This window comes from Meridianimaribacter sp. CL38 (genome assembly GCF_004328055.1).
In the GTDB taxonomy this organism is placed as follows: domain Bacteria; phylum Bacteroidota; class Bacteroidia; order Flavobacteriales; family Flavobacteriaceae; genus Gaetbulibacter_B; species Gaetbulibacter_B jejuensis.
The window spans coordinates 469179-492778 of record NZ_QKWS01000001.1; the positions used below are offsets into that span (position 1 = coordinate 469179).

At 32.9% G+C, this 23600-nt stretch carries 19 protein-coding genes and 1 tRNA gene; 5 read left to right on the forward strand and 15 right to left on the reverse strand.

The features are described from left to right. Positions 1 to 43 precede the first annotated feature (43 nt). Both DMZ43_RS02215 and DMZ43_RS02220 read left to right on the forward strand, forming a co-directional pair. Positions 44 to 556, forward strand: coding sequence for a C40 family peptidase (locus tag DMZ43_RS02215; protein ID WP_131506028.1), 513 nt, complete (start codon positions 44 to 46; stop codon positions 554 to 556). A gap of 26 nt (positions 557 to 582) precedes the next feature. After that, on the forward strand, positions 583 to 2619 hold the full coding sequence (locus tag DMZ43_RS02220; protein ID WP_131506029.1) for a ComEC/Rec2 family competence protein: 2037 nt from the start codon (positions 583 to 585) through the stop codon (positions 2617 to 2619). Positions 2620 to 2624: 5 nt separating this feature from the next. Here DMZ43_RS02220 and DMZ43_RS02225 read toward each other — a convergent pair whose 3' ends face one another. The 3 genes from DMZ43_RS02225 to DMZ43_RS02235 form a co-directional block, all read right to left on the reverse strand. Next, a complete protein-coding gene (locus DMZ43_RS02225) occupies positions 2625 to 3173 on the reverse strand; it encodes a thioredoxin fold domain-containing protein (protein ID WP_187347835.1) in 549 nt (182 codons plus the stop codon). 88 nt (positions 3174 to 3261) lie between these two features. Further along, positions 3262 to 5049 carry a peptide MFS transporter gene (locus tag DMZ43_RS02230; protein WP_131506030.1) on the reverse strand — a complete coding sequence of 596 codons (1788 nt, stop codon included), beginning with the start codon at positions 5047 to 5049 and terminating at the stop codon, positions 3262 to 3264. Between the two features lie 74 nt (positions 5050 to 5123). Then, positions 5124 to 6692, reverse strand: a complete 1569-nt coding sequence (locus DMZ43_RS02235) for a peptide MFS transporter (protein ID WP_131506031.1) — start codon at positions 6690 to 6692, stop codon at positions 5124 to 5126. Between the two features lie 218 nt (positions 6693 to 6910). Between DMZ43_RS02235 and DMZ43_RS02240 the strand changes: the two genes are divergently transcribed. Together DMZ43_RS02240 and DMZ43_RS02245 are read left to right on the forward strand one after the other, a co-directional pair. After that, a complete protein-coding gene (locus tag DMZ43_RS02240; protein ID WP_131506032.1) occupies positions 6911 to 8212 on the forward strand; it encodes a hydroxymethylglutaryl-CoA reductase, degradative in 1302 nt (433 codons plus the stop codon). Next, positions 8212 to 9117: a GYDIA family GHMP kinase gene (locus tag DMZ43_RS02245; RefSeq protein WP_131506033.1), complete on the forward strand. Its 906-nt coding sequence runs from the start codon at positions 8212 to 8214 to the stop codon at positions 9115 to 9117. Before DMZ43_RS02240 ends, DMZ43_RS02245 begins: the two co-directional genes overlap by 1 nt. Positions 9118 to 9175: 58 nt before the next feature. On the opposite strand, the gene DMZ43_RS02250 is transcribed toward DMZ43_RS02245, so the two are convergent. From DMZ43_RS02250 to DMZ43_RS02280, 7 genes are all read right to left on the reverse strand, one after another. Then, complete coding sequence (locus DMZ43_RS02250) at positions 9176 to 11332, reverse strand: peptidylprolyl isomerase (RefSeq protein WP_131506034.1); 2157 nt, start codon at positions 11330 to 11332, stop codon at positions 9176 to 9178. Positions 11333 to 11428: 96 nt separating this feature from the next. Next, the gene (locus DMZ43_RS02255; RefSeq protein WP_131506035.1) at positions 11429 to 12718 is read right to left on the reverse strand and encodes a hemolysin family protein; all 1290 of its coding nucleotides are present in this window, start codon (positions 12716 to 12718) and stop codon (positions 11429 to 11431) included. A 3-nt stretch (positions 12719 to 12721) separates the two neighbouring features. Then, positions 12722 to 12913, reverse strand: coding sequence for a hypothetical protein (locus tag DMZ43_RS02260; RefSeq protein ID WP_129759347.1), 192 nt, complete (start codon positions 12911 to 12913; stop codon positions 12722 to 12724). Between the two features lie 35 nt (positions 12914 to 12948). Continuing rightward, positions 12949 to 13515, reverse strand: a complete 567-nt coding sequence (gene lptC / locus DMZ43_RS02265) for an LPS export ABC transporter periplasmic protein LptC (protein ID WP_129759348.1) — start codon at positions 13513 to 13515, stop codon at positions 12949 to 12951. Beyond that, the gene (locus tag DMZ43_RS02270; protein ID WP_129759349.1) at positions 13515 to 14897 is read right to left on the reverse strand and encodes a M48 family metallopeptidase; all 1383 of its coding nucleotides are present in this window, start codon (positions 14895 to 14897) and stop codon (positions 13515 to 13517) included. The genes lptC and DMZ43_RS02270 overlap by 1 nt, the downstream gene beginning before the upstream one ends. Positions 14898 to 14915: 18 nt before the next feature. After that, positions 14916 to 16190 (reverse strand): hypothetical protein, encoded by a 1275-nt coding sequence (locus DMZ43_RS02275; RefSeq protein WP_131506036.1) that lies wholly within the window; start codon positions 16188 to 16190, stop codon positions 14916 to 14918. Next, positions 16190 to 16918 carry a type III pantothenate kinase gene (locus tag DMZ43_RS02280; protein WP_131506037.1) on the reverse strand — a complete coding sequence of 243 codons (729 nt, stop codon included), beginning with the start codon at positions 16916 to 16918 and terminating at the stop codon, positions 16190 to 16192. The genes DMZ43_RS02275 and DMZ43_RS02280 overlap by 1 nt, the downstream gene beginning before the upstream one ends. Positions 16919 to 17019: 101 nt before the next feature. Here DMZ43_RS02280 and DMZ43_RS02285 point away from each other — a divergent pair. After that, a tRNA-Phe gene (locus tag DMZ43_RS02285) sits at positions 17020 to 17095 on the forward strand. A gap of 204 nt (positions 17096 to 17299) precedes the next feature. On the opposite strand, the gene DMZ43_RS02290 is transcribed toward DMZ43_RS02285, so the two are convergent. From DMZ43_RS02290 to DMZ43_RS02310, 5 genes are read right to left on the reverse strand one after another with little or no spacing between them, the layout of a single operon-like run. Beyond that, complete coding sequence (locus DMZ43_RS02290) at positions 17300 to 17911, reverse strand: class I SAM-dependent methyltransferase (protein WP_131506038.1); 612 nt, start codon at positions 17909 to 17911, stop codon at positions 17300 to 17302. 2 nt (positions 17912 to 17913) lie between these two features. Continuing rightward, the gene (locus DMZ43_RS02295) at positions 17914 to 18354 is read right to left on the reverse strand and encodes a heavy-metal-associated domain-containing protein (protein WP_131506039.1); all 441 of its coding nucleotides are present in this window, start codon (positions 18352 to 18354) and stop codon (positions 17914 to 17916) included. A gap of 32 nt (positions 18355 to 18386) precedes the next feature. Further along, positions 18387 to 20153: an efflux RND transporter periplasmic adaptor subunit gene (locus DMZ43_RS02300; protein ID WP_131506040.1), complete on the reverse strand. Its 1767-nt coding sequence runs from the start codon at positions 20151 to 20153 to the stop codon at positions 18387 to 18389. Next, positions 20153 to 20866: a hypothetical protein gene (locus DMZ43_RS02305; RefSeq protein WP_131506041.1), complete on the reverse strand. Its 714-nt coding sequence runs from the start codon at positions 20864 to 20866 to the stop codon at positions 20153 to 20155. The genes DMZ43_RS02300 and DMZ43_RS02305 overlap by 1 nt, the downstream gene beginning before the upstream one ends. A 2-nt stretch (positions 20867 to 20868) precedes the next feature. Continuing rightward, positions 20869 to 23592 carry a heavy metal translocating P-type ATPase gene (locus DMZ43_RS02310; protein WP_131506042.1) on the reverse strand — a complete coding sequence of 908 codons (2724 nt, stop codon included), beginning with the start codon at positions 23590 to 23592 and terminating at the stop codon, positions 20869 to 20871. Positions 23593 to 23600 lie beyond the last annotated feature (8 nt).

Sequence of the window (23600 nt, forward strand, 5' to 3'; positions counted from 1 at the left end):
TTTATTTTGTTTCAATTCTTAATTTTAGTCACAAATTCAATACATGAGAAACTTTACTATACTACTACTAGCGCTTATCTGTTTGAATAGTTGTAAATCCTCAAAAAAAGCCAAAAGCTCACATAAAACCACTACCAAAACCGAAAAAAGGGCAACTAACACAACATCAAATGCACTTGCTGAAAGTATCGTAGACTATGCTAAACAATTTGATGGTGTTCGCTACAAATACGGTGGGACTACCAAAAAGGGAATGGATTGCTCTGGACTGGTAATGACAGCTTTTAAGAGTGAAAATATTATGCTACCTAGGACAACCTCAGACCTTTCGGTTACAGGAGATTGGATAGACCTTAAAGAAGTTCAAAAAGGAGATTTAATGTTTTTCGCAACAAGAAAAAATAGCCGAAAAGTTAATCATGTTGGCATAGTTACTTTTGCTAGCGAAGGCAATGTAGAGTTTATTCATGCTTCAACAAGTGCAGGAGTGATTATATCGTCGTTAGCTGAACGGTATTGGTATTTTGCATTCGTGCAAGCGCGAAGAGTATTGTAAACCATTATTTTTTAGTAACTTAGATTATGAAGTTACTAAATTTTACTCTTATAAAATTAACGCTTTGTTTAGTTATCGGGATTTATATAGGTTATTATATTACAATTCCGTTACAACTATCATTATACACTAGTCTTAGTTTAATCTGTCTTTTATTTTTATGCTTTCTCTATCTTAAAAATAAGTTTAAAAACTCCATTTGGTTTGGACTTATTACTTTTATTACCACAATAAGTATAGGTGTATTAACTCATAACCTTCATGATAAAAAACAATTTTATAATCACTACACCAAAGTGGTGGAAATAGATGAATCGGCTTCAAAAGAAATTACATTTAGAATACGAAAACAACTAAAACCAGGGAACTACTACAATAAATACATCATTGACATTTTAAAGGTTGACTCAACGGTTGTTAATGGAAAATCTTTATTAAACATTGAAAAAGATTCTACTTTAAAACGCTTAAAAACCGATGATATTTATATCACATATTCTCCCATAAAAGATTTGATTAACCCTCTAAACCCAAATCAATTCAATTATAAAAACTATTTAGAGAAGCAATATATCTATCATCAAATTTTCACGAATCAACAGTCAGTTTACAAAACAAAGTCCAAGAGCAATACTATTTTTGGTTATGCAGCAGCACTTAGAAATACCATAAATGCTAAATTGAAACCATACAACTTCTCTCCAGATGAACTCGCAATTATAAATGCTTTACTTTTAGGGCAACGACAAGATATAAGCGAAGACGTTTACAACAATTACACCAATGCTGGAGCAATACACATTCTTGCCGTTTCAGGGCTTCATGTTGGCATTATATTACTCTTACTAAATGTTTTATTAAAACCTTTAGAACGTCTTAAACACGGTAAACCCATTAAAATACTGTGCATACTCCTACTGCTTTGGAGCTTTGCCATTATAGCAGGATTATCAGCATCAGTTACTAGAGCTGTAACCATGTTTAGCATTGTTGCCATTGCTATAAATTGGAAACGACCAACAAACATTTACAACACACTAGCCATATCTATTTTTATATTGCTGCTCATCAAACCTATGTTTTTATTTGATGTTGGGTTTCAACTTAGTTATCTAGCAGTTATTGCTATTGTTACGTTTCAGCCTATACTTTACAAACTATGGTCAACCAAAATAAAACCACTAGACTATTTTTGGCAAATCTTCACAGTTACAGTAAGTGCTCAATTTGGAATCATTCCTGTGAGTCTTTATTACTTTCATCAGTTTCCTAGTTTATTTTTTATTTCAAACCTTGCTATAATTCCGTTTTTAGGATTGATTTTAGGTCTAGGTATTCTAGTCATTGTTTTAGCTGTTTTAAATAGCCTTCCTGAATTTCTTGCTAATTTTTTTGGAAGTACTATTAACGCAATGAATCTAATTGTTGCTTGGGTATCCAAACAAGAAACATTTTTATTTAGAGATATCCCTTTTAGTTTAGCTCATGTTTTAAGTAGTTACTTAATTGTTGCTTCACTTTTTGTGCTGAATAAAAAAAGGAACTTTAAGAGTTTAACTTTCATGCTTATCGCTATTATGGTATTTCAAGGTGTTATGATTTATACAAAATATGAGACCTCTAATAAACAATTTATCGTATTTCATAAAAGCAGATACAGTTTGATTACTGAAAAATCTAATAGAAATATGATAGTTTATCATAACCTAGACAGTACAAGTTTTAAAAATGATAAAGTCATTAAAAACTACAGAGTTGGTAATTTTATTGAAAGTTTTAAAACAGACTCACTGGAATCTATCTATAAAGTTCAAAACAAAATGGTATTAGTAGTAGATAGTTTGGGTGTTTACAATGTTACAGCGTTTAAGCCTAATTATGTATTACTTCGTAACTCTCCTAAGATTAATTTGCAACGTTTGATAGACTCTATTCAACCAGAGGTCATTATTGCTGATGGTAGCAATTACAAATCTTACATTAAACGATGGAAAGCAACGTGCTTAAAACAAAAACTCCCTTTTCATCAAACTAGTGAAAAGGGAGCGTTTATTATTGAATAGTATTTTTAACCTTGAAACTTTGGTTCAAATGCAGTGTAATACGCATTGAAATCCTCTTGAGAGGTCATGTTCTTGTGTTCATCGTTTTTGAAGAGTTTTAAATACAACTCTATTTGTTGAGGCTTTTGATAACCTCTTAAAGGCGTAAGCACTTTTCCTTCTTCATCAAAAAATACGATAGTAGGATATGCACTTACTTTTAAATGCCTTGTTAACTCATGAACACCATTTCTACGATTTGCCAATTCTGGCTTGTAGCTTTTATTAGTAAATGTTTTACCTTCATAAGTAACCTTATCATTTCCTTCGGCATTAAACTTAACAGCATAGTAATGCTCGTTTACATAATCTGCCACATCTTTATTTTGAAATGTGTTTCGGTCTAACATTTTACATGGACCACACCAATTTGTATACACGTCCATCATTATTTTTTTAGGTTTTTCTTTTTGAAGTTTTAGAGCTTCTTCAAAAGTCACCCAATTAATCTCCTGAGCTACACTACTAACTGTAGTTAATAATGCAAATACTAATAAATATCTAAGTTTTTTCATAATATCATTTGTTGCAAAAGTTATTCCGAACTTACAAAAAATGCTCCAAAAGAGGAGCATTTTACGTTTATTTTAACGAATTACTCGATTATCTCACTTCGTGCATTAACTTTTTAAGTAAAGGATTTAATAGCATTGCGAGTAAACCAAATCCTGCAGGAACAAGAGTAAATATTAAAAAGAATGTAGACAAACTGTATTGCTCAGTAATTTTATCAATCATTCCTCCCATAGTTCCAGCAGCTTTTTGACCTATAGCAATAGCTAGATACCAAATACCAAACATAAACCCAATCATTCTAGCTGGCACTAGTTTACTTAAATAAGATAAGCCCACTGGTGAAATACACAACTCTCCCATAGTGTGAAATAGGTAAGCAAATATTAAAAACACCATACTAACAGATGCTGTTTTAGCACCTTGAGGAATTCCTAAAGTGCCAAAAACTAACACTCCAAAACCTAATCCTAATAACATTAAACCAATACCATATTTCATAGCAGCACTTGGGTTGTATTTACTTTCCCACCACTTTGAAAATAATGGTGCTAATGTTATGATAAAGAAAGAATTTAAAATTCCGAACCATGATGCACCAACTTCAGTAGCATCTTTACTGAATTCATTATTTATTTTATAAAACACTACATACCATAAAAACACAAAAGTAGCAGCTAACACTATATTAGATAAAGCAATTTTAGAAAATGTCTTTTTAAACAACAAGTATAACACCCAAGTAATGATTGCAAGCGGTACAACTGTAAGAATGGAGTCTATTATTTTAAACACTGTTGCAGAGTTTCCTGTTAAAGCACGAGCAGTATAATCTCTAGCAAAAAGAGTCATAGAACCTAAGGACTGTTCAAACGCTGCAAAGAAAATAACAGTAAATACACCACATATGGAAACAGCAATAATTTTATCTCTAACTATTGGAGTATATCGTATAATCCTACTTATAATTAGAATTAAAAACAAAATCAATGCTAAAACAATAACAACACTTGAGCCGTCAAATGGACCAATATTAAAATTAAGCATATTAATATTCCCTATTTTAGACATAGGATCATTGAATAAGTAAAGTAAACCTCCAATTGACGATAAAGCAATCAGTATTAAATCAAAACTTTTAAAAGGGTTTAATTTATCCTTTACAGGTGCTGTAACGTCATGTCCTTTTGGGCTTTCCTCATTAATGTTTTGGGGCAACTCAACTTCATGAACTTTTGTAGGTTTAGCTCCTATAGCACCAAACAAATCTTTAGCTAACCAAAATTGAATTAATCCACCAAGCATAAAAATACCTGCAAGACCAAAACCATAACTCCAACCAACGTTTTCAGCTAAATAACCGCAGAGCATCATTCCAAAGAAAGCGCCTGCATTAACACCCATATAGTAAATAGTGTAAGCCCCATCTTTTTTGGATTCTTTTCCTCTATACATTTCAGAAATCATAGAAGTCATATTAGGCTTAAAAAAACCTGTACCAATTACCAATAATGCTAATCCTAAGTATAAAGACCAAGTCGTTTCAAAAACCATTGCTGCATGACCTAACATCATAATAAAACATCCTATGATAACTGCTCCTTTATAACCTGTGTATTTATCGGCTAACCATCCTCCTACAATTGGCGTTAAGTATAGTAACGAAGAGTAGGTACCAATCAGCGCCAAAGCGTTTTCACGAGACCACTCCCATCCAGGATTATCACTTAAAAAGGGAGCTGTTAAAAACAGCACTAAAAGTATTTTCATTCCATAAAATGAAAAACGTTCCCACATTTCGGTAAAGAAAATAACAAATAATCCAGCAGGATGACCAATAACCTTGTCTTTAAACAGATTTTCAATATCAGTATTCATAGTGTTAGTTTTAGTTAAGAAAAGAGAAACCCTTGCCTGTAAAAATTAGCAAGGGTTTTATATTTAATATTATGTTAGTTTGCTTCAGAATCAGCTAATTCAAAACCTTCAGTTTCGTCACTTGAGATTTCACGCTCGTTATCTTCAGCTCCATGTGTAAGACGTTTTAAAGGTTTAAGCAACAAAATTACAAGTAAACCAAATAGAACAGTAAAAATTGTAATTCCTGAGAAGATTGCATATTCACCAAATTCTGATGCAGATTCTCCAATAACTCCAGCTACTTTATTACCTAATCCTGTTGCTGCAAAATAAACTCCCATCATTAATGAGGCATATTTTACAGGTGCTAATTTTGTAATAAACGATAAGGCTACAGGCGAAGAACATAACTCTCCAATAGTATGGAATAAATAAGCCAAAACAAGCCATTGCATTCCTGAGCTACCATTAGCATTGTACTCTGAAGCTGCAAAAATCATGAATACAAAACCTAATCCCATAATCATTGTACCAACAGCCATTTTAAATAATGACGAAGCCTCTTTACCTTTTAATTTTCTTTTTGCCCAATATCCTGCAACAATGGTTGCAAATATTATAATAAATCCTGCATTTAAACCTTGGAACCATGTTGCTGGAATATCCCATCCAAATAAAGTTCTATCGGTTTTGGTTTTGGTGTAAATACTCATTAATCCACCTGCTTGCTCAAACGCTCCCCAAAACACAATAACAATTAGGAATGATAATAATAAAACCAAATACCTATCTCTTGATACTTGCGTCTCTAAGTTTTTATATATCATCATCATTACACCTGCTACTAAAGCAATAAATATGTATAAGGCTGTATAACCCCAACTATCAATACCATCATAGCTAAACCCTGCATAAAACGCATAACCTATTATGAGCAAAACAATTACAAGGTTCAATGGAGACTTCATTAAATCACCAAATAACTTACCTAATGAAACATCAGTTTTCTTATCCTCTTCGGTTGGCTTATTCCCAACGTTAATCAAAAACTTTTGACCATACATGTAAACCATTAACCCAAACAACATTGCAATTCCTGCTAATCCAAAACCGTAATGCCATCCTATTTTTTCACCTACATATCCAACTATAAATGTTGCTAAAAGTGACCCTAAATTAATACCAATATAAAAAATACTAAATCCTTTATCTCTTCTAATGTCTCCTTGTTTATACAGGCCTCCTACCATTGTAGAAATATTAGGTTTTAAGAGTCCGACTCCTAAGACAATTAAGCCTAAACCAGTATAAAAAGCCCACATAGGCTCAAAAGCAAGAATACCATGACCAGCTACTAAAATTAGTGCTCCATAAAGAACCGCCTTCTTTTGTCCTAAAAACTTATCTGCAATCATACCACCAGGTATGGACATTACATAAACCAACATGGTGTACCAACCATAAAGCATTATAGATTCAGAATCTAACCATCCTAGACCTGGATTATCTGCTGTTGTTTTTTCTACCAAGTATAGTGTTAATAACGCTCGCATTCCGTAATAAGAAAAACGTTCCCACATTTCAGTAAAAAACAAAATGTATAATCCTACTGGATGTCCCCAAAGTTCTCTTTGGTGTGGCTTTAGTGTTGTAGCTGACATAAAATTTATTATTAGTTAGTAATTTATTGATTTTTAAAAGGTAACACACCTTTATTTTTGCTTTTAAGGAACCGCCTTAAATTTTTAGCAAAATGATGTCAAGTTTACTAAAAATTATGCAAAAAACCGTAACTATTAACAGTTAAATGTGCAATATTACGCTTGGCAAAGTATTTTAAACACAAGAATAGTATCTTTGTAGACATAAATAAAAATTAATGAGCAAAACTATTTCTGGGTTTTCAAAACTATCTAAATCCAAAAAAATCGACTGGATTGTAGACACTTATTTTTCTAATAAAGAAGCTGCCAAAACTGTATTAAAACAATATTGGAATTCTAACGAGAAGCTACAACAACTTCATGATGAATTCATTGAAAACACAATCACCAACTACTATTTGCCTTTAGGAGTTGCTCCCAATTTTTTAATTAACGACAAAACTTACACTATTCCAATGGCTATTGAAGAGAGCTCAGTAGTTGCAGCTGCTAGTAAAGCTGCTAAGTTTTGGTCAGATCGTGGTGGTTTTAAAGCTGAAGTTATTTCAACCACTAAAATAGGACAAGTTCATTTTATTTTTAATGGCGATACTGAAAAACTCAAGTCTTTTTTTAATTCTACAAAGTCAAAACTTATTGAAGACACTCATGCAATCACCAAAAACATGCAAGCACGTGGTGGAGGTATTCTAGATATTGAGCTACGTGACAAAACCAATGCTATTGAAGGCTACTATCAACTGCATGCAACCTTTGAAACGCTTGATGCTATGGGAGCAAACTTTATTAACTCTTGTTTAGAGCAGTTTGCTAAAACTTTAAAAACTGAAGCTGAAAGTAAGCTTGACAATTCCATAGAAATTGTAATGAGCATTTTGTCTAATTATGTACCTGATTGCTTGGTAAAAGCCGAAGTAAGTTGTCCTGTTAATGCCTTAAGTGATGACAACTCTATTACAGGCGAGGACTTTGCTAATAAGTTTTTACAAGCTGTAAATATAGCTGAAGTTGAACCTTACAGAGCTGTAACTCACAACAAAGGCATTATGAATGGTATTGATGCTGTTGTTTTGGCTACTGGTAATGATTTTAGAGCTGTTGAAGCGGGAGTTCATGCGTATGCCTCTAGAAACGGAGTATATAGTAGTCTTACACATGCTGAAGTAAAAGATGGCATCTTCAAGTTTTGGATTGAAATTCCTCTAGCACTTGGAACTGTTGGAGGACTTACAAGTTTACATCCATTAGTGAAACTTTCTTTAGAAATGTTAAACAAACCATCAGCTAAAGAGCTAATGCAAATAGTTGCTGTTGCTGGATTAGCGCAAAACTTTGCCGCAATACGCTCACTGGTAACTACAGGAATTCAACAAGGTCACATGAAAATGCACTTGATGAATATTTTAAATCAGTTTGAAGCTACTTTAGAAGAAAAAGAACAACTTGTTGAGCATTTTAAGTCCAATACCATAACACATAGTGCAGTAATTGAAGCTATTGAAAACTTAAGACGTTAATGCAAACTTTTTTTAGCAACGGAAAATTATTATTAACTGCAGAATATTTAGTATTGGATGGAGCTTTATCATTAGCTATTCCAACCGAATTTGGGCAGTCAATGGTTGTTGAACCTATTAATGAGCCTAAAATTATTTGGAAAAGTTTTGATGAAACTGGAGCTATTTGGTTTGAAGAGGTGGTTCTTTTAAATAACCTTTCCAGTAGCAATTACGACAACCCATTTTCAAAGCGACTAATTGAAATATTTAATGCTGTAAAACAACTTAACCCTAACTTTTTTGAAAATTCTAACGGCTTTGAAATTGCAACGCTATTGGATTTCCCAAGACATTGGGGGCTTGGAACCTCTTCAACTTTAATTAACAATATTGCTAATTGGGTAAATGTAGATGCTTATAAACTATTAGAGCTTACTTTTGGCGGAAGTGGTTACGATATTGCTTGTGCGCAACATAGTTCTCCATTAACCTATCAACTTCAACCTAATAATAGTAGAACAATAAACACAGTTGAATTTAACCCTAGTTTTAAAGAGCAACTCTATTTCGTTTACCTTAACAAAAAACAAAATAGTAGAGATGGTATTGCGCAATACAAGTCTAACTCAACAGATATTAGTGCTTCTATTTCTGAAATAAATGCTATTACTTTAGCTTGCATTTCTTGCGAAACGTTAACAGAATTCAACAAGCTCATTACAACTCACGAAAGCATTATAAGCAAACTTATAAAACAAGAACCTGTAAAACACACTCTTTTTAGCGACTTTAACGGAAGTGTAAAAAGTCTTGGTGCTTGGGGAGGTGATTTTGTTTTAGCAACATCAGAGACTAACCCAAGCTCTTATTTTAAAGACAAAGGTTTTGATGTAATACTTCCTTATTCTGAAATGGTTATTTAAACACATAAAAAAACTCCACTGAAAAGTGGAGTTTTTATTTTATTATGTGACTTTCTTATTAGTAGAAATTCGCTCTGTTATCTTCGATATCACTAGCCTCTTTAAGTGCGTTGTATGCTTTTGTTAACACACTGCTTCCTCTTGTAGCACTTAATCTGTTAGCTATTGGTTGGTAGTTATCTAGTTTAGATGCTGGAGTTGCTTTAGTAACTTCAACTACATACACACCTTTAACACCATCAATTGGCTTTGAAATTTCGCCTTCTTTCATTCCAAAAGCTACACCTACTACTTTAGGTTCACGTCCAGCACCTGAAATTGTTGGGCTTTTCATTGTTACTGCTGTTGCAGTTAAAGTTGCTACTTTATTTGCCTTTGCAATTTCGTCTATAGTAGTACCTGAAATTTTAGCTTTAATCATTTTAGCTTTTTTCTCATTTCTGATTTTGCTAATTGCTGTAGCAGAAGCGTTTTCAGGAGACATTAATCCTGCTTCGTTTTTCTTAACCACTTGCACAACTGCATAACCTCCTCCAGGAACAGTAAATCTTTTGTAATCACCTACTTTAGTTTCTCCTTCAAAAGCCCAACGAACAATAGCTCTTTGACTTCCTAATCCTGGTATATTTTCATCTAAAACTTTAAAACTTACAGGTTTTACTTGGTAGTTGTTTTCTTTAGCTACTTCTTGGAAATCTCCATCTTGAAGTGCTATTTCAAATTTAGATGCTGTATTAAATACTTCGTCAATTGTTTTTTCAGAAGGCTCTATAGTTCTTGAAACTGTAGCTACTTTAACAGCTTTACTTTTGTTCTTTTGGTCTAAAATTTCAATGATATGGTATCCAAAAGATGTTTTAACCACATCGATATCACCTACTTTATTATCAAAAGAGAATGCTTTAAACTCAGGAGCAAAAGAATCGTTGTATCCAAACTCTATTTCTCCTTGTTTTTCATTACTAACTGTATCAGAAGATAAATCTAACAGGTCAACAAACTTACTTTGCTTAGACTTGATAACAGATAAAATACTATCAGCTTTAGCTTTTGCTTGAGCATCTGTAGTCGTGATTGTAGGATCAACTCTTGTTGCTCCCATGTAAGGAATTAAGATATGACGTACTTTAACTGAGTCTGCCATTTGAGTTTCAGCTACCAACTTGCTTAAGCTGTAGTATCCATTTTCTTTATAAGGACCATAAAACTCTCCTACTTCTAATTTAAAGATACTATCAGCAATTGATGCAGGTAACGCAGACTTGAATAAAAACTTATCGTTGTATTTTACATCTGAATTTGAGTTTACAAACTCTGCTACATCTTTAGTGTTTTTAAACCCTAAAATAGTTTCGTTTAACTTACTTACTTTATTAAACTCTACTCTATCTTCTAATAGATTAGTTAAACTGTTTTTGATTTCATTTTCATCTTCAACAGTAGCAACTTCATCAAATTGAACATAAACAATATCTCTACTTGCTTCTACTTCATACTCACTTTTATGCTCGTTGATGTATTTTGAAATGTCAGATTTTGTTACTTCTACTAAAGAATCGGCAATTGAAGTGTAAGGAATATTTACGAACTTTAAATCTACTGTTTCATTTTCCATTAAGTATTCAGTCTCAGCTTCAGCTAAAGTAGTTACAACTCCAGCTCTAACCATATTGAAGTATGTTTGCTCTTTAGCTCTATTAGCTATAGACGCTTCGTTAGTTACCCACTCGTTATAATTGAGTTGGAAGTTTCCTAATGGAGCTCTGTTTTGCTCATTATTTTGAATTGCTTTTAAGTTTGCTATAAACTCGTTAAGCTTGTTTTCGTCAAAAATACCAGCTTCGTTGTTAAACTCAGGATAGCTAGAAAAACTAGTTTTTAACAACTCTCTCATTTGGTCTTTCTCAACTGATAAACCTAATTCTTCAAACTGTGAACTTAAAACTGCTTTTCTTACTTCTTGCTCATAAATTCTGTTCATTGTTTGTGTAGAAGATGCACCAGGTCCTTGAGCTCTTTGAGCGTTCTCAACTTGGTTCATAAAATCTTCTCTAAAGATATCAGTACCGTTTACAGTAGCCACAACATCTTGTGAAGCTCCTGAAAGCGCGCTGCTATTTCGGAATAAATCTGAAAGTACAAATGAAAATAATGCTAATGCAATTATTAGTATTAAAAACAGTGAACGTTGTCTAATTTTATTTAAAACTGCCATTTTGTTGTATTCTTTTATAAAATATAAGTCCGCGAAAATACCATTTTATATCAAATAATAAAAGTAGTAGAACAGATTTTTATGGTAATATAACGTTTATTCTTCTTCAAGGATTTTAAGAGAAACTACATCAATTTTTGTAGAAGACACTTCTAAGATTGTAAACAGGAAATTTTCTATAACAACTTGGGTATCAACCTGAGGTATTTCTTCGGTTTCATCCACTATTAAGCCTCCTAAAGTTTCGTAGTTTTCGCCTTCTGGCAGATTAAGTTTGTAGGCTTCGTTGAGATAATCCACTTCTAAACGCGCCGAAAATTTATAGTTTTTATCGTCTATTTTTTCTTCGATTAAAGCCACTGTATCGTGCTCGTCTTCAATTTCACCAAATAATTCTTCTATAATATCTTCAACCGTCATAATACCAGATGTACCACCATACTCATCAATAACAACTGCAATACTTTTTCGCTTTTTGGTAAGGATATTAAGCACATCTTTGGCAAGCATAGTTTCTGGAACAAACTCTACAGGGAGTGTGATGGATTTTATAGACTTTGGTTTTTTAAACAACTCAAAAGAATGCACATAACCCAAAACATCATCAATAGTATCTTTGTATACCAAGATTTTTGACAAACCAGAAGTAGTAAATAAGTTATTGATGTTTTTGATAGAATCGTTAACCTCAACAGCAACTATTTCGGTTCTTGGTATCATAACCTCTCTCGTTTTTACTTCAGAAAACTCTAAGGCGTTTTGAAAAATCTGAATCTCACTATCTACTTCTTCATGCTCCTCAACAGCTTCCATTTGCTCACTTATGTAATTACCCAGTTCAACTTTGGTCATTGCCAACTGCACATCGTCTCCATCGGTTTTAAAAAAGTATTTTAAAATAAGGTCAGAAATCCAAATTACAAAAGAGGAAATAAACCAAAACAATAGGTAAAAAATATACGCTGGTAATGCAAAAATCTTAAGAAAAGAATTAGCATAAATTTGAAAAAACACCTTTGGTAAAAATTCAGCAGTTATTAAAATGATTATTGTTGAGATAATCGTTTGGGAAAGTAAGCTTAAATCGGTAAGCAAATAGTGTACAAATCCTGAATCGGTAGGCAACATGGATTGAAACCAATCAACAAGAACGTCTCCCATTTTAAAACCGTAAATTACCAATGCTATATTATTACCAATAAGCATTGTGGCAATGTACTTAGAAGGTCTTTCGGTAAGTCGTCTTAATATTTTTGCAAGAAAATCGTCCTGCTTTTTTTCAATTTCAATGTGTATCTTGTTTGAAGACACATAAGCGATTTCCATACCAGAAAAAAAGGCAGATAAAAGCAGTGATAAAACAATAATCAAGATACTGAAATCCATATATTATTTTTGATTTCGGTCTTCAATTTTTTTTCTGAATCGTTTTCTGAAGAAAAACATAAATACTGCAAGTGCTGCTAAAAACAAAAGCATGTAAGAACGGTTTCGATCAACGTTCCATTGGGTAATAGCATCATAAGTAAAAACAATTGCTACAAATGCATATACATATTGAAAAAAGCTAAGAATTTTCATTTTTTATAAAAGTTAGTTGGAACAAAGATAACTAATTATTCATCCAAATAAACAATACCACTCATCTCAGTAACTTCAAAATTTTTAAAGTTAGAGTCAGAGTCAAAACCTTTTCCGTGGCTTATCTCAGAGCCAGAACGCAAGGTTACGGGTTTGTTTGTAAATAACCATTCTCTTTTTTGGTCGTAGTAAAGTTGTTCGGCAAATAGCGTATCTCTACTGTGAGTAGAAATTACTACGTTACCTTGAAGATCTATAAGATCGGTTTCGCTATAAAAAATAGCATAGTCAGAAACAATAACGCTTTTGTTATTTTCTTCATCAAAAACGGTAAGATGTATGCCTTGAGGAAATTCAGAAAACGCAAAACTCCTGTTGGAGTAATCAAACATTTTAGGACTTTTTAAGTTTGCCTTTAGTTTACCTGAATCTTCAAGTTTTTCGGTGTATTTTAAATCGATATGTTCTGCTTCTCCAATAGGCTCGTTTTGCAGAATACCAACTTTTTGAACTTCTTTAAAATTGTTTTTACATGAAAAAAACATAGTCACAGTTATTGCTGTGACTATGTTTTTTATACTATGTAAAATATGTGCTTTCATTAAAGACTTGGTACAGTTACACTACCTCCTGTCCAGCAGTTAAACTTAATAACTTCTCCTGAACAACTACAAGAGAAAATCTCGCTTCTTGAAGGTGCTTTTGCCATATAGCTCTCGTAAGTTTGCTTTGCAGCTGACTTAAGGTTAGCATCAACTTTACCAGCTTTAAGTGCTTCTTCAGCAGCATACCAAAACATTGCTCTTTTATTAAAGTTTGTATCACCACAGTTGTTTGCACTAGCAGCATACATAGCAGCAATAGACAAGTGTGGTCTTCCGTTTGATGGGTTTAACTTTAAAGATTCTCTATAGTAACCTCTAGCTTCTCCATATCTTCCTTTTTTCTTTAAGATAGAACCAATTTTTTCAGCAAGTTTACCTTTTTTGTAAGTATCTGTTTGAAGGTCGAAAGCTTGTTTTAAATAATCCATAGCTTCGTTATCCTTACCTTGGTTAAATAATATTGTAGCCACAAAGTATTTAGTATCTGCAGATGGATCAGTAGCATCATACGCTTTTACTAGCTCAATATACAATGGATCGTCTGTACATTCTTTGTTATACATTCTGTTTACAGCACGTTTTAACCAAACTGCATCGTTTTTATACGTTTCGAAATCTTTCTTGTATAAAGGAATTAGGTTTTCACAGTTAGCTAACTGACCTAATTTACTATCAATACTACCAGAAATTTTCTCATAGTTTTCTAAGTAACTATTGTAAGAGTCTTTAAGTTTTTGCTCTTTAGAACTTAACTTAGCTCCTGATTCCTCTTTACTCACCAGTTTGTTTAACTTTTGAGTATAGTTTTCAACTTCTGTTTCTATTTTATCAGACACATCATCATATTTATTGAACACATCTTGGATTGGTGCTTGACCAGCATCGTACAAATCTACTATTTTAGAAAAGTATAAATACAATGCTTTTGGATGTGTAAAGTTTTTTAAATCCTCTTTATAAGCTTTATCAAAGGCATCATAGATTTGCTTATCTGTAGCACCAAGAACATCCTTGTTATCATACATTAACAAACCTTTATCTGATAATACTTCTCCTAAGTCATATTTACTTGGGAAATATTCTAGGGCTTTATCCCATAACAACATTAAATCATCAATATAGGCTTTTTGTTCGGCTCCAGTAGAGTTATCAATTTTGTGCTTTAATATTTTTTCTCCGTAAGCATAGATAGCTCTATTAAACTTTGGACATTTATTTCTAACTTTCATCCATGGCTCATAAGCCTCATCATACTTTTTACTCTTGTAGTAATCTGTAAAGATTGTTAAGTTGGTCATGCACTCTTCATCTTGCTGAGCAAAACCAAGGTTAACACTCATAAACAAGGCAACTAGTATTAAAGTAATTTTAGTCTTCATCGTTTTATTATTTTACCGTTAGTTATATTTAATTTTTTGGAACCATCTATCGTTTAAAGATAAACTTAGTTGGAAATTAATGAAATTCTCTTGTATTAAATTTGCGTTAGTTGTTCCACGCTTACCAAACTCTAATCCAAGGTTTGCATTAGAAAACATACCTCCAACTGGTAATCCAACTCCAAAAGACATGCCAAACTCTCTAATATCCTCATTATTTATTTTTAAACCTGTGTGTTCAAAGCGCATACCTGCTCTATAAGTAGCTCTTTTCCAATATCCTGAAAAAGAATCGTAATTAGGAATATAAAACCCTCCTAATGAAAACGAAGATGCGTTTACAAAGTTGGTGTTATCTATAGAAAAAATTGGGTTTGAAAATTCGCTTGTATTTTGAGACGAATATTCAGCTCCTAAAAACCATTTTCTTGGTTGACCTATACCTACTCCAAAAGAAAATTTAGAAGGCAACGTTAAATCGGTTTGATCTAAGCCTTCAGCAGCTAAATCGGCTTCAATAGTGTTTGTACCTGCCGAAAAAACTCTTGTATTGTTTGATCCAATTTTACTTTTAGGTGAATAGGTTAATCCAGAAACAAGTTCTAACTTTTTACTTATCATTGTTTTATATGATACGCCAATATTAAAACTTAAGCCACTTAAATCTGACCTGTTCTCTTCAGTAGTCGGATATTGAATGACCACACCATCGTCATCATATCTATACTCTGCCACATTATTTTGAATATTACCAAAGTTATAATTAGCATCGACACCTACACTAAGCTCTTCAGTAATTTGATACCCTAAACCTAAAAAAGCTTTATTAAGACCACCTTCTCCAGCATATCTATTGCTAATGCTTCCGTCCTCGTTAGTAGATTCAACTTTATAACCTACTGATGTGTAAGGCAACAACCCCATTCCTAATCCAAATTTTCCCATTGGGACTGAAAGTGCAAAGTAATCGAAGGTTGTAGTACTTGTATTGTCGCTTTGCGATTCACTCTTTAAGTTAGTGCTTGAGTAGCTTCCTCCTACTGTAAATTTAACTGGTCTGCTTTCTTCGTTCCAAATTTTCAAATTATTACCAGCGTATCCTGCTGGGTTTCTTAAGTTAATATGGATACTATCAGTATAAATGCTCAATCCACCCATACTTCTATTCTCAACTGTACCTTTAAATTTTAAACTTCCTATTCCGTAAAACGAATATGGCGAAGCTGTACCTTCTTGAGCATGTGACTGTAATGCAAAAAAAGTTATTAAAACTACTACAAGTCTTTTTATCATTAGTTTGAATTAAATTCTAAAATAAAGTTTAAACCTTCTAAAAGAAAATTAGAGTTGGCAAATATGCTATTTTTTAATTGTTTTGACAAGAAATTAGCGTCTCCGCCTGTTAAAATAACTGTTAAATGTGGGTATTTTTCTTCATATTGGTCTATAACACCATCAATTTCTTTTAAAATTCCATTTACAACTCCAGAGTGTATTGAACTGTCTGTAGCAGTTCCAATAAAGTCTTTTGGAAGTTCAGTATCTAATAACGGAAGATTTGCAGTTAAATTATTTAATGCCTTATATCGCATTCTAATTCCTGGTGAAATAGCACCTCCAAGGTATTCATTTTCAGTATTAATAAAATCATAAGTTATACAAGTACCTGCATCAATAATTAAAGCATTATTATCAGGAAACTGCTTTACAGAAGCACTTACTAAAGCAATTCTATCTACACCAAGTGTTTTAGGAGTGTCATACAAATTTTTAAACGGAAGTTTAGTATTAGAGTCCAAAACAAGAACATCTAGCTTTTTTTGGATTGCTTTTAGATGAGATGTATTGAGTTTTCCTACTGAAGAAACAATACATCTATTGATTTTTTCGTGATTTTTTAAAATTATTTTAAACTCTTTTTCAAAGTCCTCTAATTTAAAAAACACTTTATCTATTAACTCATATGACTGAAATACAGCGAATTTCACATAAGAATTACCAACATCTACTATTAAATTCATGATATTAATTAAAGCTGTAAATTTACAAAAGCAATTTTTATATCTTTTCTTTTTGTGTTTAATAAAAATGAATTTATATTTGCATCCGCAATTAAGCAACTGGTGCCTTAGCTCAGTTGGTAGAGCAAAGGACTGAAAATCCTTGTGTCCCTGGTTCGATTCCTGGAGGCACCACCAGCAAAACCTCATAAACTCAATGTTTATGAGGTTTTTGTTTTTTTAAGGGACAACATTAGGGACAATTATTTCTATATTACTACTTTCATTACTTTATAATATAAGTTTAACCAAAAAAAGAAATTCGCTAAAAAGACTTTTTCTATTTAACAACCATTAATAATTATTGAAACCAAAAAAAATTGATAATTGTATTAAATCACCCTACTTTTTCTTGAACCAACAAAACGTGAAATTCTGATTTGTATCAAAAGGCGTTGTATGTGACTTATTAATACATTTTTGTTTAGAAAATGAAACATTAAACAAATCTTCCAAAGATTTTTCAGAATATTGTTTTATTTCTAAACCACTACATTTTTTTGGTCCATTTTCTGAAAATGTACCTATTACTAAATTTCCATTTTTCTCGATATTCTGTTTTACCAGTTGTTGATACTTTTTGATTTGAGATTCATCAATTAAAAAATGAAATGACGCTCTATCGTGCCAAAAATGATATTTTTCAGTTGGAACGAAATCTAAAACATCCGATACAATCCAAGTAACATCATCTGCCTGATTTTTTAGTCTTTTTTTAGCTCGTTGAATTGCTGCTCCCGAAATATCTAACACTGTAATATTTGTGTAGCCTAATTTTAACAAATGATCTACCAAAAAACTATCACCACCTCCAATATCAATTATCTTATCTGATTTAGACACATTTGCTATTTCAATAAATGATAATGAGGTTTCTGGTATTTGTTCAAACCAACTTACCTCATTTAGAGATTTTGTTTTAAAGACATTTTCCCAGTGTTCTTTTCTGTTCATTATTAATGGTCGTGATTTGAATGGTCATCACTTTTCATTTCTCCAGACTGATTCATAGCCATATTATGGTCATATTTACAACAACCTGGTAAACCATCGTATGCTTCTTCATTACCTGCTACTTTTTCAGTATCATACCCTGAAGCTGCGATTGCATTATGAATTGCCGTTGCATCTGTTTTAGAGCTATCGAAAGATACATCTATTTTCTTTTTGTCTTTATCCCAGTTTGCAGCAGTAACACCTTCAACACTATTGGCTGCTTTTTCAATGGTGTTTTTACACATACCACAATTACCTCTTACGCCAAAAGATAAATCTGTCATTGCTATTTCTTTTGACACTTCCGTTGCTGTAGTTTCTTCAACTTTTTTAGTTTCGTTTTTACAACTTGTTAATCCCATAGCTGCTATTACAGCTACACTTAAAATTACTTTTTTCATTGTTTAAAAATTTAATTATTATCTGTGTTTATTTATTCTATTGTTTGTTTAATCTCACCACATTTAAGCATTGCATCACCAAAATATGGATTCAAGATTTGTTCTTCTTTACTTAACCAATAGGCTCCGTTATTGTTATCTGCCATAGGGCAAAATTCTACATATACCTTTTCATTTACACCAAATATTTGAACCGCTTTTATTAAATGTGAAGACAAGTGTTTAAAGTGATTTCTTTGGGTTTTAATGTCTTGTGAACCGGCTATTGAAGTTGTAGAAGATTTTATCTCATCTATTAATGACATCCAATGATTGTGTGCTTCATCTTTAAGCAATTTCATATCTGTATTACCCAAATTTGATAGTAAAGAAGTTGCATTTTGTGAACTACCTTTTGAGTCTTCTTTTACTAAAGCATCTTTTAAATTGATGTAATCATTGTATACCTCTTTTAATTGCTCTTGAAATTTCTCTGACACTTTTAAGCGTTCATTCATATGAGTATGGTCGCTTTCATTTTTTGAATTATTATCCATACCTAAATGACCTTCGTGACCTGTCATAGTTTTACCACCTTGCTTATTCATCATTGATTTTTTGCCCTGTAGTTGTGCAGCAGCATCTACAGTAAATGTTCCGTTGGTAACAATTTCATTTCCTGTAAATAATCCGTCTAATACCTCATAATTATCACCGATTTTATTACTTAAAGCCACTTCTTTCAATTCAAAAACAGGCTCGTTTGGATTTGTTTTGAGATAGACTACAGAGCGTTCGCCTGTCCAAAGTACTGCTGAAGATGGTATTGTTATTACTTCATTTGAATTGGTTTTAGTGCTTTCAATTTCTGCGGTTACAAACATTCCTGGTTTAAAAATGGCTTCTTTATTATTTAAAACCACACGTAAATCAACAGTACGAGTTTGGGTATTTAAAATTGGATCTATAAAATCTACTTTTCCTTTAAACTGTTTATTAGGGTAGGCATTGGTGATTATATCAACTTCTTGCCCTTTTTTAAATAGTTCAATCTGATTTTCATATACATCAAAATTTGCCCAAACCGTATTTAGATTTGCAATTTTAAGCAACGGTTGCCCTTGTTTAATGTAATCGCCTTGTTCTACTAATTTTTCGGTAACAGTGCCTGAAACGGTAGCATACACAGGAAAATCTTCAATCACTTTGCCAGAGGATTCAATTTGGTTGATTTGAGTTTCGGACAATTTCCAAAGCTTTAATTTATTACGTACCGCTTTATATAGAGCAGGTTGCGATGCTTTTAATGAAGCTGCTGTAATCAATTCTTGTTGTGCTGCATATAATTCGGGTGAATAAATAGTTGCCAATAATTGTCCTTTACGAACTTCTTCGCCAGTAAAACTAATGTTTAAGCGTTCAATTCTCCCTGAAAAATAACTCACTTGTACTGCATTTGCTTCTTCGTTTTCGGCTATTTTTCCTGATAATTTTATGATTCCATTTTCGACTGAACCATTACCAACAACGATAGTTTGAATGTTTGCTAAAGCCATCGCATTAGCTGTTAATTTAAACTGGTCTGCTGTTAAACCATCTGCACCAGCTTCAGCAGGAATTAAATCCATTCCGCAAATTGGACAATCGCCTGGTTCTGGTTGCATAATTTGTGGGTGCATAGAGCAAGTCCACATTTGATTAGTTTGCGCAACTTCATTGTGATTATGGTCTGCTTCTTCTTTTGATGAACCGCCAAATAGCAACCAACCTAATAATAAACCAACTGCTAATATTCCTAAATAGATGCCATATTTTTTCATTACTTTTTATTTTTTCTTTTTAATAATTTTCTAATTGATGGTGAGGATGTGTACCATAGTAAAGAGCCACTCAAAACCGTTATTAAGCCTAACAATGAAAATGCTCTTAAAACCGTTGTATTAAAATTGTCTCTTCCTTCATAATCCATAGTGTGCGTCATCCATAGAAAATCGAACCAACGCCAACTACGATGTCTTACGGTTTGAAATTTTCCATCTATAACAGACACATAAGCCTTTAATGCTTCTTCAGACTTATAAGAAATCACATAAGCTGGCAATAAACGTTCTCTGTATTCGTGGTGTTTACCTGCCTCATTTATTTGCTCTATTGATTCTACCTCTAAATCACTTTTCATATAATTTTTTGCGATGTAAAGCGCTTCTTCTTTTGAAATAAAATTCTTTTTTGTTCCATCTAAAGCACTGAACAATTGTTCATTATTTACCCAATAGTATGGAGCATTATTGATGTCTCTTAATTCAATAGTATTGATCCCATTAGAAGTATTTAGTGTTGATGGGCTTATCAAATTATTGAAAGTTTGAGGTTGATAATCCAAATTCTTAAAATGGTCGCCGTGTATGTCGTCTATGTTTGTCCAACTGAAATACAAGCCACTAATTGTCCAAAACAAAAACTGAATACCTAAAAACAATCCTAAATAGCGGTGTGTTTTTCTTATTTTTAATGCTGTGTGTCTGTTTACCATAGCTATATATTAATTCTTCTTAAACGTAACGCATTTGCTATAACTGACACCGAACTAAAACTCATTGCCAAAGCTGCAATCATTGGTGATAGTAATATTCCAAAAAATGGAAATAGTACACCTGCTGCAATAGGCACTCCTAAAGTATTATAAACTAATGCGAAGAATAGATTTTGTTTAATATTCTTCATTACTGCACTGCTTAAATGACGAGCTTTTACAATGCCGTGTAAATCGCCTTTTACCAATGTAATCATAGCACTTTCAATAGCGACATCTGTTCCTGTTCCCATTGCAATACCTACATCACTTTTTGCCAATGCAGGTGCATCATTAATGCCATCACCTGCCATAGCAACCACTTTACCGTTGTTTTGAAGTTTCTCAACTTCTTGTAATTTGTCTTCGGGTAACATACTCGCTTTAAAATCTGCTAGATTTAATTCAGAAGCTACTGCTTGAGCTGTATCGTGATTATCTCCTGTAAGCATTATCACATCAACCCCTTTGCTTTGCAATTCTTGTATAGCTTTTGCACTGGTCTCTTTTATTTTATCTCCTATAACTACATAACCCACCACTTTTTTATCTATGGCTAAATAAGACACTGTTTTCCCTTGCTTTTGATAGGTTTTAGCTTCTTCCTTCATTTTAGAGGTGATCTCAGCATTTGTGTATTCCATCATTTTCGGATTACCTAAAGCTATTTTTTTACTATCAATTTCAGCTTCAACACCTTTTCCTGTAACTGCACTAAAATTGGTAGATTTTAAAATTTCAGCATTAAATTCTTTACCGTATTTAACGGTTGCTTCTGCTAATGGGTGTTCGCTATTTGTATTTAATGAAACTATAAAATTTAACACCTCATTTTCACTAAAACCATTTCCAAATGCACCAACTTTTTCCACTGTTGGTTTACCTTCCGTAATTGTTCCTGTTTTATCCACAATAAGGGTATTTACCTTATTCATTTTTTCAAGAGCTTCAGCATTTTTGATAAGCACACCATTTTGAGCTCCTTTACCAACACCAACCATAACCGACATAGGTGTTGCCAAACCTAACGCACAAGGACACGCAATAATCAACACTGCAATGGCATTAACTAATGCATATACATAGGCAGGTTCTGGTCCCCAAATAGCCCAAATTGCAAACGTTACTAATGATATAATGACAACGACAGGCACAAAGTAACCCGATACTTTATCTGCAAGATTTTGAATAGGTGCTCGACTTCTGCTGGCATCGTTTACCATATGTATGATTTGTGATAAAAGTGTATCGCTACCTACTTTTTCCGCTTTCATCAGAAAAGTTTGGTTGCCATTTATTGTGCCACTACTAACTTTATCATCTTTAACCTTACTAACTGGAATAGGTTCACCAGTAATCATAGATTCGTCAATACTGGTTTCTCCTTCTGTAATAATACCATCAACAGGGATTTTATCTCCTGGTTTCACTTTTAAAATATCGTTGAGTTCTATCTTATCAATACTCACTTCTACTTCTTCGCCATCTACAATTTTTATAGCTTTATTAGGTGCTAATTTTAGTAATTCTTTTACGGCTGAATTAGTTTTACTATGAGCACGAGCTTCCAATAATTGACCTAAAAGCACTAATGTTAAAATAACTGTTGCAGCTTCAAAATACACGTGAACTGCTCCAGATTCAGTTTTAAACTCATTGGGAAATACATCAGGGAATAACATACCAAAAACACTGAATAACCACGCTACACCTGCACCAATACCAATAAGTGTAAACATATTGAGATTCCACGTTTTAATGCTTTTGTAAGCTCGTTCAAAGAACATCCAAGTAGCATAAAACACGACAGGTATGGATAAAATGAATTGTACCCAATTCCAATATTTCTGTTCCATTATATCATATAACGGATTGTTGTGTAGCATTTCGCTCATGGCTATTAAGAAAACAGGCAGTGTAAATACTGTTGCTACCCAAAACTTTTTCAATAGTTTTTTATACGTTTTTTCTTCAGTAGAAAGATCTGGTTGCATTGGTACTAAATCCATACCGCAAATGGGACAAGAACCTGCTTCGTCCTTTACAACTTCAGGGTGCATCGGGCACGTCCATTGCTCTGCATTTGATGTTGATAGATTTTGTTCTTCTACCAAGTCCATTCCGCATACAGGGCAATCGCCTGGTTTATCGTAGGTTTTATCACCTTCGCAATGCATTGGGCAATAAAATGTGCCTGTACCTTTGCTTTTAGGTTTCTGTTTTTCTTCTTGGTTAGATTCTGGTCGTTGACCTGCTTTGTATATGCTGTAAGTGCCTCCGTCATTTTTAAGAATATCTTGAAATGTTTCAATCGGAATTTCAGATTTCATATCAATGGTAGCTTCGGCTTTTTCTAAATCAACAGAAACATCCATAACACCATCTGCTTTAGATAACACATTTTCAACGTGAGCTTTACAGCCAGTACAAGTCATTCCATTTACAGGAAACGTACGCGTGACAGTTTCATCATTTTTATAGGGATGAATATGATACTTTGCCTTCTTTTCTTGCAATACTTTTTCAAAAGCAGCTAATGGAATATGCTTTTCCATTTCTATAACAGCTGTTGAGGCTTCGAAATCAATCTCTACATTTTTTACACCCTCAACTTCTGATAAAGTATTATTAACAGTTCTCATACAACCTTTACAGGTCATTCCCTGAATTTGATATTTATGTTTCATTATTTTCA

Excerpts from the sequence above, each read along its gene's own strand:
- DMZ43_RS02215 (WP_131506028.1), top strand. The coding sequence starts at position 44 with ATGAGAAACTTTACTATACTACTACTAGCGCTTATCTGTTTGAATAGT.
- DMZ43_RS02220 (WP_131506029.1), top strand. The coding sequence starts at position 583 with ATGAAGTTACTAAATTTTACTCTTATAAAATTAACGCTTTGTTTAGTT.
- DMZ43_RS02225 (WP_187347835.1), bottom strand. The coding sequence starts at position 3,173 with ATGAAAAAACTTAGATATTTATTAGTATTTGCATTATTAACTACAGTT.
- DMZ43_RS02230 (WP_131506030.1), bottom strand. The coding sequence starts at position 5,049 with ATGAATACTGATATTGAAAATCTGTTTAAAGACAAGGTTATTGGTCAT.
- DMZ43_RS02235 (WP_131506031.1), bottom strand. The coding sequence starts at position 6,692 with ATGTCAGCTACAACACTAAAGCCACACCAAAGAGAACTTTGGGGACAT.
- DMZ43_RS02240 (WP_131506032.1), top strand. The coding sequence starts at position 6,911 with ATGAGCAAAACTATTTCTGGGTTTTCAAAACTATCTAAATCCAAAAAA.
- DMZ43_RS02245 (WP_131506033.1), top strand. The coding sequence starts at position 8,212 with ATGCAAACTTTTTTTAGCAACGGAAAATTATTATTAACTGCAGAATAT.
- DMZ43_RS02250 (WP_131506034.1), bottom strand. The coding sequence starts at position 11,332 with ATGGCAGTTTTAAATAAAATTAGACAACGTTCACTGTTTTTAATACTA.
- DMZ43_RS02255 (WP_131506035.1), bottom strand. The coding sequence starts at position 12,718 with ATGGATTTCAGTATCTTGATTATTGTTTTATCACTGCTTTTATCTGCC.
- DMZ43_RS02260 (WP_129759347.1), bottom strand. The coding sequence starts at position 12,913 with ATGAAAATTCTTAGCTTTTTTCAATATGTATATGCATTTGTAGCAATT.
- lptC (WP_129759348.1), bottom strand. The coding sequence starts at position 13,515 with ATGAAAGCACATATTTTACATAGTATAAAAAACATAGTCACAGCAATA.
- DMZ43_RS02270 (WP_129759349.1), bottom strand. The coding sequence starts at position 14,897 with ATGAAGACTAAAATTACTTTAATACTAGTTGCCTTGTTTATGAGTGTT.
- DMZ43_RS02275 (WP_131506036.1), bottom strand. The coding sequence starts at position 16,190 with ATGATAAAAAGACTTGTAGTAGTTTTAATAACTTTTTTTGCATTACAG.
- DMZ43_RS02280 (WP_131506037.1), bottom strand. The coding sequence starts at position 16,918 with ATGAATTTAATAGTAGATGTTGGTAATTCTTATGTGAAATTCGCTGTA.
- DMZ43_RS02290 (WP_131506038.1), bottom strand. The coding sequence starts at position 17,911 with ATGAACAGAAAAGAACACTGGGAAAATGTCTTTAAAACAAAATCTCTA.
- DMZ43_RS02295 (WP_131506039.1), bottom strand. The coding sequence starts at position 18,354 with ATGAAAAAAGTAATTTTAAGTGTAGCTGTAATAGCAGCTATGGGATTA.
- DMZ43_RS02300 (WP_131506040.1), bottom strand. The coding sequence starts at position 20,153 with ATGAAAAAATATGGCATCTATTTAGGAATATTAGCAGTTGGTTTATTA.
- DMZ43_RS02305 (WP_131506041.1), bottom strand. The coding sequence starts at position 20,866 with ATGGTAAACAGACACACAGCATTAAAAATAAGAAAAACACACCGCTAT.
- DMZ43_RS02310 (WP_131506042.1), bottom strand. The coding sequence starts at position 23,592 with ATGAAACATAAATATCAAATTCAGGGAATGACCTGTAAAGGTTGTATG.